General features: G+C 59.8%; 9 protein-coding genes and 2 pseudogenes. 6 read left to right on the plus strand and 5 right to left on the minus strand.

Annotation, left to right across the window (positions count from 1 at the left end; all coding sequences use genetic code 11):
- Window positions 1-167: 167 nt before the first annotated feature.
- Complete coding sequence (locus GWE18_RS25395; RefSeq protein WP_275188437.1) at window positions 168-2,282, minus strand: ParB/RepB/Spo0J family partition protein; 2,115 nt, start codon at window positions 2,280-2,282, stop codon at window positions 168-170.
- Between the two features lie 106 nt (window positions 2,283-2,388).
- On the minus strand, window positions 2,389-3,351 hold the full coding sequence (locus tag GWE18_RS25400) for a zincin-like metallopeptidase domain-containing protein (protein ID WP_275188418.1): 963 nt from the start codon (window positions 3,349-3,351) through the stop codon (window positions 2,389-2,391).
- A 555-nt stretch (window positions 3,352-3,906) separates the two neighbouring features.
- On the opposite strand from GWE18_RS25400, the gene GWE18_RS25405 reads away from it, so the two are divergent.
- Both GWE18_RS25405 and GWE18_RS25410 read left to right on the plus strand, forming a co-directional pair.
- Window positions 3,907-4,200 (plus strand): hypothetical protein, encoded by a 294-nt coding sequence (locus tag GWE18_RS25405; protein ID WP_275188419.1) that lies wholly within the window; start codon window positions 3,907-3,909, stop codon window positions 4,198-4,200.
- Between the two features lie 841 nt (window positions 4,201-5,041).
- Entirely contained in the window at window positions 5,042-5,536 is a 495-nt protein-coding gene (locus tag GWE18_RS25410; protein ID WP_275188420.1) for a hypothetical protein, read from the plus strand.
- A 480-nt stretch (window positions 5,537-6,016) separates the two neighbouring features.
- On the opposite strand, the gene GWE18_RS25415 is transcribed toward GWE18_RS25410, so the two are convergent.
- Window positions 6,017-6,268 (minus strand): DUF2285 domain-containing protein, encoded by a 252-nt coding sequence (locus GWE18_RS25415; protein ID WP_275188421.1) that lies wholly within the window; start codon window positions 6,266-6,268, stop codon window positions 6,017-6,019.
- A gap of 1,099 nt (window positions 6,269-7,367) precedes the next feature.
- Between GWE18_RS25415 and GWE18_RS25420 the strand changes: the two are divergent.
- Window positions 7,368-7,655 (plus strand): annotated as a pseudogene (locus GWE18_RS25420) (SOS response-associated peptidase); the annotation flags it as partial.
- 479 nt (window positions 7,656-8,134) lie between these two features.
- Here the strand turns inward: GWE18_RS25420 and GWE18_RS25425 are convergent.
- Both GWE18_RS25425 and tcmP read right to left on the minus strand, forming a co-directional pair.
- A complete protein-coding gene (locus GWE18_RS25425; RefSeq protein WP_275188422.1) occupies window positions 8,135-8,887 on the minus strand; it encodes a DUF5131 family protein in 753 nt (250 codons plus the stop codon).
- Between the two features lie 10 nt (window positions 8,888-8,897).
- A complete protein-coding gene (tcmP, locus tag GWE18_RS25430) occupies window positions 8,898-9,731 on the minus strand; it encodes a three-Cys-motif partner protein TcmP (RefSeq protein WP_275188423.1) in 834 nt (277 codons plus the stop codon).
- A gap of 460 nt (window positions 9,732-10,191) precedes the next feature.
- Here tcmP and GWE18_RS25435 point away from each other — a divergent pair, with 460 nt between their 5' ends.
- The 3 genes and pseudogenes from GWE18_RS25435 to GWE18_RS25445 all read left to right on the plus strand — a co-directional run.
- Window positions 10,192-10,548 carry a hypothetical protein gene (locus GWE18_RS25435; RefSeq protein WP_275188424.1) on the plus strand — a complete coding sequence of 119 codons (357 nt, stop codon included), beginning with the start codon at window positions 10,192-10,194 and terminating at the stop codon, window positions 10,546-10,548.
- 449 nt (window positions 10,549-10,997) lie between these two features.
- Window positions 10,998-11,514: pseudogene (locus tag GWE18_RS25440) on the plus strand (DNA ligase); the annotation flags it as partial.
- A gap of 412 nt (window positions 11,515-11,926) precedes the next feature.
- The coding region (locus GWE18_RS25445) for a F0F1 ATP synthase subunit A (RefSeq protein ID WP_275188425.1) at window positions 11,927-12,479 on the plus strand (553 nt) is incomplete at its 3' end.

Consider the following 12,479-nt stretch of genomic DNA (forward strand, 5'->3'; position numbering starts at 1 on the left):
GGAATGGGCCGAACCGCCCGGCGCTCTCCTGAACCGCCGCGGCTCAAACCCGTCCCGGCCGCGCTCTTCCTCTTGAGCCCTCGCCAATAAAAATGGGGGCCGACGCTGTACGCCGGCCCCCTGATACGAAGAATGCGGGACGGCCGGAGTCGTCCCGCGACGTGATTTCATTCGGCAGCCTGACACTGTGGCCGATCGTCGTCGGCAGCGACTTCCCGCTCCTCGTCATCGGAGAGGAATTCGGGCAACGCGCCCGCTTCACCCTCCTTCTCCGCCGGCGATGGCGCGACATCGAGCAGACGGAGCGGTTCCGGCAACCAGCCGGAGCCGTCGAGAAGGCGTTCAGCTTCTTTGGCCATATCGGCCTTCTTCAGATGGTCGATCAGTTGCGCCGAGGACTCGCCCTTTGCCTCCCGAACTGCCTCGAGAATACGGGGCTTGGTGACCCGGCCGAGATAGTTGTCGACCGTTGGTCTCCAACCGGCCTGGACCAAGTCGAGTCCGACGGCACGCGCCAACACGTCGGCTTGATCAAGACGCGTGCGCACACCGTGGGCAGAGACACGGCCTTGATTGTAGCGGTTAGCCGGCTCGTACAGCGCGTTGACCGCAAATGCCGCACAGTGGGCGAATAGGGACGCCTGGGCGGTGCCGTCCAATGCCGTCAGTGCGTCCCAGAGGTCCGTCTCATTCTTCGGCAGCCGCGCCTTCCAACTCTCGTGCCGCGCGTCGATGGCTTTGGCGGACACACTCTCCTTCAGACCCGGAGCCTGTGCTGGAAAGGTAGGTGTATGAAGTCCAATCTCCAGGCAGCTTCCGGAGGAAGCGAACCGGAAAAACGTGGTCAGCACGAAGTTGTGCAGCACCGCCTGCAACGTGATGGCTGGATTCTCTGCGAGCGCATCGCGTAGCGCCAGCGTGCGATGTGCCGTCAGCTCGGTGATGAGCCGGTCGGGCAACGGCTTTGCCGCGTCCTCATTATCCTCTTCGGCTTCAGCCGAGTGTCCGGCGACCGAGATCGCCGTGCGCTGCACAGAAGCACTGGCCTCCTGACCCTCGGTTGACGACGAGTCGACGTTTTGCCGGAGGTCGGACTCAGCCGCGGGCGGCTCATCCTCCGGTCGGACGTAACCCCGGTCCACCGTGAGCCGTCCTTCGGAATCGATGCTGACGAAGACGCCAGCCTGCGCGATGTCGGCGGGATCGTAGACCACCGATCGGTCCTCGAACGCCATTAACGCCGCTTCGATCTCGCTGAGGCGCTGATCGACGTCGTCGGGCAATTCATCCGCGTCCTGGTAGTCAAATTCCAGCTTGGCCTGCTCGGCGTTGAGTGCGTCGATGGTCGCCTGCTCCTCGATGGTGAGATCGGCAGGTTTGCCCTCCAGTTCACGCAAGCCGCCGGTGTGACCGTAGGGGAAATCCACGGCGACCGAGATCCATTTCCAGCCCTCCTTGGCGATGGTCTCGGCCTCCGCCGCGAGCTTCTCGGTGACGAGACGATCGAGTAGAGCGACATCCTGAAGCCAGCCGCCGTCATCGTGCTCGAATAGATCTCTCAGAATACCGCCACCAGCCTGCTCGTAGGCGCCAACCCCAACAAATTGCGCGCGGCGATCGGATGCACGGATGGTCTGCTCCGTCAGCATCCGCCTGATCTGGTATGGCTCATCATAGCCAGAGCGACTGACGTTCTCCCAGACCTGCTCCTGCCTGGCGTGGTCGGCCGTGACGGAAAAGGCCATGAGCTGCTCGAGGGTCATGCCATCTTCGGCATAGACCTCGTGCAGCTTCGGCGACACTGAGGCGAGGCGCAATCGTTGCTTCACGATGGCCGGGCTCACGAAATGCCGGGCAGCAATATCTTCGTCGCTCAAGCCAGTGTCGCTCAAAGTCTTGAAAGCTCGAAACTGGTCTAGCGGATGTAACCCGACCCGCTCGTCATTTTCGGCGAGCGAGTCATCTTCGGGAATACCACCCTCGCGCACGACGCACGGAACAGCTTGCGTTTTCGCCATGCGCTTTTGCTTGATCAGAAGTTCCAACGCTCGATAGCGCCTCCCGCCCGCCGGCACCTCGAACATGCCGGTCTCGTTACCCTCGGTATCGACGACCGCCCGGACGTTCAGGCTCTGCAGCAGGGTACGCTGCGCGATGCTTTCGGCTAACTGCTCGATCGAAATGCCGGCTTTCACGCGGCGCACATTGGACTGGCTCAGCACCAGCTTGTTGAACGGAATGTCGCGCGAAGGCGACAGCGTGATCTTCTGGACTTTCGTCATTTGGCTCCTCCACGACGGGCAGCCAAGAGACTCTCTCTTGACCTCCAGCCCGTCGCGGAAAAACATCCCCTCCTCTTACTCTCGCGCGACCACGGCAGGTCCAGCATCACGCCGCCTCGTAATTGCCAACCTCTGGATCCACCGGCGCGTTTGCGACGGGATCGGAAACGAAGCCGAGCAGATAGTCCGCGGCCTTGCTCGCCTGCGAAGCGGCACGCACGATAGCGCGATTGTCTTCGCGCAGGACTTCCAGCCAGGCGCCGATGTAGTCGGCATGGCGAACGGTTGGCACGATCCCGAGCGATGCGCAGCCGAACGCGGCACTCAGCTCCGCCACCAATTCCTCGAAGGCATATTTTTTGGTGCCATAGGATCCGCTTTGGTCGCGTTTGAGGCGCGAACGATGCCCGGTCGCATGACCGAGCTCATGCAACGCGGTGCGGTGCCAATTGATCGGCTCGAAATAGGCTTGCGGCGGCGGGACCTGGACATAGTCTTCGACCGGCGCGTAGAAGGCGCGATCTCCGCCAATACGAAACGTGATGCCCGTGGCCTTGATCAGGGCTTCGACCCTGGGCTCGATCAAGCCCGCTGGCGGCGGTGGCGCGGTGGTGGCGATTTCCTCGGGGAGCGCGTCGCACTGATCTGTGTTAAATACGGTAAAGCGCTTAAGGAATGGAATCGCTTGCGCTTCGTCACCGGTCTCGGCGGCGCGTCGCTTTTCGTCGCTCGGTACGAAACGGTCGGCATAGACCACGGTGGTGCCGCGCTCACCTTTGCGGACGTGTCCGCCAAGCGACCGCGCTTGGCGAAACGTAAGCCAGCTTTGTCCGGTAAAACCTTGTTCGATCGTGCTCCCCCAGAGAAGCAGAACGTTGATGCCGCTGTAGGTCCGATCGGTTGAAGCATTTTTCGGCATGGCCAAAGAAGCCTTCGCCGCCACGGTGCCCCAGGGCTGCACCCACGGCACTCGGCCGGCCTCAAGTTCAGCGATGATCTTGTTGGTGATTTCGTCGTAAAGGCTTGTCCGGTCCTCACCGGTGCGCGCCCGAAGATAGTGTCTGGACATCGCGGATCTCCGCGACGGGCGCCGCGAGCCTCTCTCGCAGCCTGTAACCCGTCACGGCAAAACCCGGCCGAACTCTTACTCTCAGCCTTGTTCGCGCGGAATCGACGCCGTGTGACCATGCGACCGCATGGGGTCGGCATGCGAGAGCCCGGCTTGGCCCTCGCCGCACGCCACAAGTGAGAAAATGAGAGATCTACGACGCGGCCCGCCTTCCGTCCCATTTCTTCATGGGACTTGGCCTTAAGATGCCTAGGGCCGCAGACCCCGATCAGGCGTGCGCCAAGGGCGCCTCGCCTCAGCGGAAAATGGCACCCGCATGAGCGTGAGCATGGCGACGCCGAAGGCGGCACGCGGGACAGCGCACGTTCTACGACTCTCGGGGCAACGTCGTCGGCCGCGCCTCGACCGACAGCCAAGGCTCGACAACGAACTACGATGCGCGCGGCAAGGTCATCAGCCGCGAGTCCAGCAGCGGCAACACGACGACCGTATATGACGCAAGCGGTCGCAAGGTCGGCCAACGACGATGACGACCTACCCGCAAAGGGGAACACGATGAAATATCAAATCTGGTATATGAAGCAATCGTTTATTCGCGGCATCGTTGGAAGCTCGCCCGATCCCGATCATCTCTCGGCTACTCATGTTCACTTGAAGGATATGGAAGCAAATAATCAGGAAGATGCTTTGTCTCGCATGCGAGCGGAGAACTGGTCGCCGAATGGTGAAGCTCTCGATCTTCGGAGCAAGGGACTACAGCACACAACCATGACAATCGGCGACGTACTCGTGGATGAAAGCGATGCTGTCTATCTCGTCACCGGCATTGGGTTCAGTTTGCTGGAATGAGCCTGAGATGCGGCATGGAACAGGTGCAACGCCACGACCTTCAGGGTGCCGCCCAAAGGGAATACAGCACGCCGACGACTACAGCCACGCTCAAAATGATCGTCGCGATTCCTGCAACTTCAATGATGGAAACCTGCCGTGGATAAAGTGCCATGCGCCATTCACCGGCGGCTGCTGGGCGACGGCGTTGATCTGGATCAAGTAGGAGAAGCCATCGAGGGGAGCTTTTTCAGCCCGCAGCTAACACGATTGGCAACAACGTCACGGCGGTCAACAGCGTCGAAAGCAGAAAGGAGAATGCGCCCACCTTAATCCACTCAACCATGGCAGCCCTCCTCTACACACGGGGGCCAGAGTTGCCAGTGTTGACCTGATGCAACCCTAAAGCAAGGTATCTTTACGTCGCCGGATCGTATATCAGCCCAGCTCTCCTATCTATCATTGCAGGACGATGACGCCCCACGACGAACAGCGCTTTGCCAAATTGATCGCCGACTTCGTCGAGGGCTGCGAATTCGAGCGGCCGTTTCATTTGATCGCTATCGACGGGCGCGGCACCCAGCGTGACACGCTACGGTCCCCACGGCATCGATCAGGTGTGCTCGGCACCATCGAAGGCGAACCGTCTCAAGATGATCCCGCCATTGGTGGTGACTTGCGTTTCGTCGGACGGGGTCGGACGGTCGGCCAAGATCGAGATCGTCGAGGCGGCTCCGACGATGCAGTAACTGCCACCCCTTTGGAGAAAGCTGGGTACAGGTCGGTCTGGCCTGCTCTAGCTCGGATAGAGTCATGCTACCAATGCTCGCATATATACGACTGACACGAGGCGGGGGCGAGCGTGATCAAGGGCTTGGGGCTTACGGAGTCGGGGTTGCGCCGGATCATTGCAGCGAATGCTCCCGGCCATCTTACGCTACAAGATTGGGACAACAATCTGGATGGATACGCGCGATACGTTGCGCGAAATGGAGAGGTAGTTCGGGTCAAGCGTGCGAAGGCAGCCTTGAAAGCTGTGATCCCGAAAGAGCGCCCAAGTTTGCTGCGAAATGTTGAGAAGGAAATCCATTCTCTGCTGTGTACGAACAGCAGGCGGTATGTCCCTATCCGCGAGGCGTTCTTCTCTACACGCGGAAGACATAGCCAGACGATTGTAGTCTCATCAATCGCGGCGGTCATCGCAACCACCTTCAACGTCGCGCTGGGACTTGTGACCTCACTGGTAGCGCTTTGCCTGCTGGCTGCTCTGAAAGTGGGCGTCGGCGCGTATTGCAGCTATTACGCAGAAAGGAAGGCGCTCCCAGATATCAAGCGCAGCGCGAGGACGAAACGTTGAGCGTTGCTGGCGCTGCGCCTTGGATGGGAGGGGACATGTGAGGAGAGTATTTGTCGCACTGTCGTTTGCGGCTCTGATCGTGGGCGGGTTAACCGGCTGCGGGGAATAGGATTTGGAGCGGGCAGACTTCAATGCCTATTTCTATTTCCCCGATAACAACCGTGAAGAATTTCTTGGCCTAGCGAAGGGTCTCTCGGCCTGTCAGCGGGCGGCGGGCGCACGGGCGACTTCACTCAACATGAGCCGTTCGAGCGGCTGGTCCTATATTTGCTGCAAAAAAAGCCGTCGTCGAGCTGTGAGAGCAAACACAGGTAAGCAATCGTAGGCACTGGACACAGGGGCCTTCACTTCGCGGCCTGTCGCTGCTCGGCCTCGGCGGCTTCACATGCCGCAACGGGGTTAGCAAGCGACTAACGCCACAGCGCTGAATCCGCTGCAGCAGCGAGGCCGCCCGCCGCGATAGTCGCGGGATCGCGATGATCAGGAGCCGCTTCGCAACAGATGGCGATAACCTTGCTCCGTCATCCATTTGGCACGCGATAGGTGGCTTTCGAATACTTTCCGCGCGCGGTCGGCCTCGGTGTCTGGGTCGATGCGACGCCAGTCGATGCCTTGTTGATCAGCATCAAGCAAGCGCATGTACGTGATTATGTGCTCCTCGTCGTACCTCGTGAGGGTTGGTTCGGCTGGAGCCACGTCAGCGATATGTGGATCGAGTGGCGGCGTTTTCATGGGCGTTCTCGCGGCGAGAGTGCAACACATAGCACGCAACGTCGGCCACGGCTTCGGGGCAAGCCGCATACCGATTATCAGCGCGGAGGCTAGAAGGCACTGGCTCTAATATGACAGCTGCATGACACAGGGATGTCGCAAACGCTGGCCGATCCTCGTTTTCAACATGAGTGGAGCGTCGAGATCGATGTTACGCCGCGTGCGTGGAGAAGAGCACCTTTTGCTGCGCCAGTACTTCCCGCGCGGCAACTGCATAGATACTGCCATTTGTACTTACTCTCTTCCTTTACTCGCCGCGCTATCTCGTCGCGGCCCCACACACCCATATTTATCCGTTCGTACAATGAGGACTCAACGTTGAGCCGACGCACATTTGGAATGTCCGAGGCAGATGAATTGAAAGACATCACGAGGTTGTTAGCGAGCTTATGGGAAGCCGCGCAACGGCTTCCTGAGGGATCAGATCGGCAGGATGCGTTCAGACAGATTGGCGGCTTCCATAGCCTGGTGCCGGCATTAATTGCACGCGCTCTTTAGGCTCGCAGGGATGTCGTGTCGGGCTCTGCGGTGGCTAACGATCCAACTCGCGCCGGAAGATTGCGATTTGGAAGTTGGCGAACTTGATAAGACTGGCGTTATGCCATTGGGGTTTCCATGCCGTCGAAAATTGGGAGGGTGGTACAATGCTTGGTCCGATGAGCAGATTTTGATTTTTCCGACGCATTGGAGGATCTGGCGCGCGCCAACAAGTTGGTAAGTTGATTTTTGCGGACGCGCGCCTTTTTGAAGAAGTGGAACTACGTTATGAGGACAGCGCTTTGTTTCGCTATATTGCTCATTCCCACACTTGCACTCGCTCAAGGCGCAAAACCGGCAAAGCGGCCGACCGTCGGCGCGAAGCCGCTCGTTCAGGTGAAGCCTAGGGCGCCCGTTGGTTGCAAGCTCGTCGGAACGGTCAAAGGAACGAAGCTCTGGGCGGGCGAATGCACGGAGATCCCGGCGCTAAGAACAGGTACGCCTGCCGAAGAATCTAGTCCGACATCGGTCCCCGACACGGCGGGCGGGGCCACTCCTAAGGATCAGCAGTAACGCCGCTATCATGTACAATCTCTACAGCATCACCACGAATCAAGCCGCAATTATCGCGCTCTTCCGTGTCATCAACCGCTACGTCGGCAACCTGCCGCCGATGCCGGGCGTATTTCCGGACTATCCAGCTCCGGTGGTGCGCAGTGCAGGCGATGAACGCGAGCTGATCACTATGCGGTGGAGATTGCTAACCCGCCGCGTGCCGGCGGGCCGCCGGTCACCAACATCCGCAACACGTCGTCGCCGCACCGGCGCGGCTGGTTGAAGCCCCGAGAACCGCTGCTTGGTCCCGTTCAACAAGCTTCACCGCCCAGCAGGCTTCTCGTTTTTCACCGTCTCTTGCGCCGACCATTTGATTTCTTTCGTTATGAATTTCTCAAATTCCACATCGACCTTCATGCCGTGTTCAGTGACCATGTGCCGGAGGTCATCAGGTCACTCCCAGCCATTGAACGCCAAATGCGATGCAGAAAGGTCTCTCTGCAATGAGGACACGCCATGAAGCCACGGGAGACGTGAATGGTACTGTCGGCGTTTTTGTCGCGACGCAGCGGCTCCTCGCCTTCGAGTATTCTCAGCTTCGCTGCGAACTGTTCCCGATTAGGCCAACTCTTGGACGCTGCCAGCTTTGGGTACTTCATCCTTGCATTTCCACGCTCAACGCCTCGGCGGCGTTAGCCTTGGCGGGCAGTTTCGGATAACGCAGTTACCCGAATACACCCCATTCTCTCCAACCGCAGCGAGTGGAGCGTACCAACAATTCTTTCGGCGACGCTTTCAGGACATCGCGACGGCACCCGGCATTTCATCGAACGTGCGCCCGCGATAGTGCCTGCCGGTGCTCTTCTTGTGAACGCCGCCCCACTGCTTGAAGAAAAACGCCGTTCTTGCCTTGCGACATGCGGTCTCAATCTCCGCGACCCACTGCTCGGCCATTGGACGCGAACGCGGGCCGCTCTCGCCGCCAACGATTGCCCACTGTATGCCCGTCAGATCGGCTGCAGCCACTGACCCCAGCAAAGGCTCGAACGAAACAAACCTGACGGCAGCATCGACCTTGCGCAGATCGTCAATGCGCCCAAGGTAATCGGCGCTCTCGACGCTGGTCCCGAGCCACACGTTCGGCGGCACGGGCAGGGATGCGGTAATATCCGCCATCCGATCCGGTCGCTTCGTCAGAATTTGATACGTGTGCTGCGATGTTTTATGCATTGCACCCCAGACAGCGGCAACGAACGTTGCTGGAACGGCCTCGTGAAACAGGTCCGACATCGAGTTCACGAAGATCCGGCGCGGCTTTTTCCATCCTGCCGGGATGCTGAGCGCCTTGTGATCGAGCCTGATCCTGCCGGTCCAGACCGCTCGCTTGCCGCTCTTGCGGGTCAGGCCGCGATACTTCTTCACGCCCATCGCATCCAGCCGGGCGGCCATCCGCATCGCATAGCAGTTCGTGCAACCGGGCGAGAGCACCGTGCAGCCCGCGACCGGGTTCCAGGTCGCGTCGGTCCATTCGATCGAGGTGTCAGCCATTACGGTCCCCCTAGAAAAGCGATCCCTGTCCGCTCAAGTTCTGTACGTCATTCCACAGCTTCTGTCCGAGCGGATTTGAACTCAGGAACACCAACCAGTAGAGGCGCTGGTTCTTCTCGCCAACAATCAGCGGTATGCCTGTGGCGGGATGCGTTCCCAATGAACGGATCATCGCGAGCCAGTATTCGATAAACGCCGCCCGCAGAGCAGCAGTTGATTGGTTCACGTCCACTGCATCACGCCATCCCGGCGCAAAGATGTCGAGCGTTCCGCCGACGCGCGAATGTTTGTCGAGATTGCGCTGCAAATCCTGCAGGCTGACATGGATGATCATGTCCATCCGCTGCACCCGCAACATTCGCTCGATGATCGAAAACGGCAATTGCGCGAGACTGAAAGGGTCCAGAAACGCAAGGTGAAGCCCATACGGATTGATCGCGCTCATGACCTGATCGACAACAACATTTGCATCGCCGACATAGGTTGTCGCCGCGCCGCCCAGCGCCTTGATGCGCTGCGCGAGCGCGGATGAGTTCTGCGGCTCCAGATCAGACAGGTGCATCGCGGAAAACGGATGACCGCTCGCACGTCCAGCATTGAAGGCCACCACGGCACTGCCATCGATGATCTGATTGGTGCCCGTGATCAGTGATCGACCAGCACCCGAATACAGCTCGATGTAGCTCGCGCCGCCTCTTCCGACTGGCGGCAAGAACTTCGCGCGCGCGCCGCGCGCCGCTTGGATGTATCTCTGCAGACGGTCGTGCTTTTCCGTCGCCCACGGACCAACCTCGCCAACGATCAGGCCGTCGCCGGGATCGAGCTTGACTGTCTTTTTGGCCATTGGAATTTTCCCCCAAGGCTCCTTACCACACGGCCACAGGTTGAGGGTTAACGCGCAGGCACTTTCTCGCAGATTGAACCCGTCACGCGCTGCCCTATCCTCCGGCCATGGTCCAGCGGCGGCGACCCTCCGGCTTCATCGAACCGTGCCAGCCGTCGAAGGCGGCGCGGCCACCGTCCGGGCCATCGTGGGTTCACGAGATCAAGCACGACGGATATCGGCTGATGGTGCGCCGGGATGATCAGCGTCCGCCGCTTCACGCGCAACGGCTTATGACTGGGCGGACACCGCTTCCCGCGATGGAGCGGTGATGGAGCAGTCCCGTTCACGTAGATGAACGTGAGGTTTGATCCAGGTCAAGGGCGCGCAGCTCCCGTGCGCGAGGCTTCGGACCGACCCGCGGTTCGGCGCGATGCGCCTGTGTCCGCGGCTTCCTCTCTCTCGAAGAAGGAGTACGCTGATGTTGCGTCGAATTCTCATCGCTTCGGCAGCCGCGGCCATGCTGCTAGTCACCTTCGTTCCCGATGACGCCGATGCTCGCGGTCGAGGTGGTGGCGGCTATCGGGGCGGTGGCGGAGGCTACGGCGGTGGCGCTGTAGCAGTTAGAGGAGCTCGGGGCGGCGCTGTCGCAGTACGCGGCGGGCGCTACGGCTATCGTGGTGGGGCGTATCGCGGCTACGGCTATCGCGGCTACGGTGTCGGTGCGGCAGCTGTGGGCGCCGCTGCGGTCGGCGCCGCTGCGGCTGGGGCCTACCGCGGCAGCTGCTACGACGCCTACGGCAACTACATTTGCGCCGGCGGGTACCGTCCGTACTGAGCGGCGCCACGCGGTTGGCCTATGGTGCTCGAAGCCGATGACGAAGTCATTTGCAGAGCGAACCATTTATAACCGGATCGGGCGGCACACCTTGCGCCAGCGAGGTGGCCGCCCTGACACGTCGACACGGGTTGAGGTGACGAGGACGCCTGTGTTGGCGCGGTTCGTGTTAGTGGTGGCGCTGCAGATGGTCGCCCAACCTTAGTGCCCGTGCGATGCCCGGGTATAGGTTTTGCTTGGCAGGTAGGCCGCGCTGGCTCGCACGATCCGTGTTCATCGCAATAACCCGACGACCGTCATGCGGAACCGTGATCAAACGGCAGTCCAAGATCGCGCAGGAAGCGCAGTCTGGCCTGTGCAGTGCCGGTAGGTTCCATCGCCGACCGCACCAGCGCAGCTTCGCCGCGCTCGATAGCAAGCAGGTCGCCATGTGCTTCGGCTTCGCGCTGCTGCCGCTGATCGAGCGCAAGGCGCATCTGAAAAAGATCATCGACGGCACCGACATCCAATTCAGCGAAAGCTTTGAGGTCGACGGCAAGGAGATGTTCGCGCACGCGTGCAAGGTCGGACTTGAGGGAGTTGTCTAGAAGGTGCGTGACAGCCCCTACACCTCTGGCCGAGGCAACAACTGGGTCAAAAAGACCTGCGCCCAGCGCGAGACGCTGACGATCGCCGGCTTCGCCCTGGACGGTAACGAGTGGGACGGTATCTACGTTGGCCGCCGCAGGGGCAAGGACTTGGTCTACGCCGGCAAGGTCGACCATTGGCTTCGACGAGGCCTCTGCCGCCGAATTGCGGAAGCGGCTGAGGCCACTGATCCGGAAGATCCAGCCCTATACTAAGCGGATCGCGCACAAGGGGATTTGGGTGGAGCCGGAGCTAACCGCCGAGATCGAGTACCGCGCCAAGTCTGCCGAGGGAAAGGTGTGCCATCCCTTCTTCAAGGGCCTGCGGGAGGACCTCTAGAGAAAGGGAGCCGCCAAATTATGCGGCCCTTCCAAGTACGACTTCCGCTTTGCTCTTATCAACGGACCCCGTCAGCTTGGCGCGGCATGTCCGAAAGGTGCCATTAACCGACTCATGCGCCGCAACAAGCAGCATCTCATCTCGTCAACTGTCGGCAGTCGTGCGGTCCCTTAGAGCACTCGAAAAATCTCAAATTTTTGCGTTCCAATTGGAACGGGTCAGGATTGCTGAACAATCTCGAATTTGCCCCAACTCGACGTGTGAGACAGGCCCTGAGACAATGAACCTCTACCAGAAGGCCAAGGGCGCTTATGGGAGCGGGTCCAATTGACCTAAATCAACATGGCATGTGAATTGATTTAACTGTTGGTGAGAGTTTGGAGATGCCGGTCTAGTGGAGAAGGAGCCGCGCATGACACTCGACCCGATCCACCAGTTCGAAATCAAAAACTTCTTCAAGATCGGCCAGATCGGCGATCACGCCATCTACTTCACAAATTCCTCAGCTTACATGCTGCTCACTGTAGCGGTAATTTGCTTACTGACTATTCGCGGCATGAAAGGCCGACAACTTGTTCCCGGCCGCTACCAGTCGATGGCCGAGTTAAGCTACGTGTTCGTGGCCAGCATGATCCGGTCCACCGCCGGCGAGGATGGCATGAAGTTCTTCCCGCTGGTGTACTCGCTGTTCATGTTTATTCTGGTCTCGAACGTGATCAGCATCATTCCCTACACTTTCACTGTCTCAAGCCACATCATTGTCACAGCCGCATTCGCGCTGCTCGTGTTCTTCACGGTGCTGGTCTACGGCTTCTACAAAAATGGGCTAAAATTTTTCAAGATTTTCGTGCCGCCAGGCATTCCGATTTACATACTGCCACTGGTCGTCGCGATCGAGATCATCTCCTTCCTGTCGCGACCGCTGTCGCACAGCGTACGTCTGTTCGCCAACATGCTGGCGGGCC

It is taken from the genome of Bradyrhizobium sp. CSA112 (assembly GCF_029051645.1).
GTDB lineage: Bacteria > Pseudomonadota > Alphaproteobacteria > Rhizobiales > Xanthobacteraceae > Bradyrhizobium.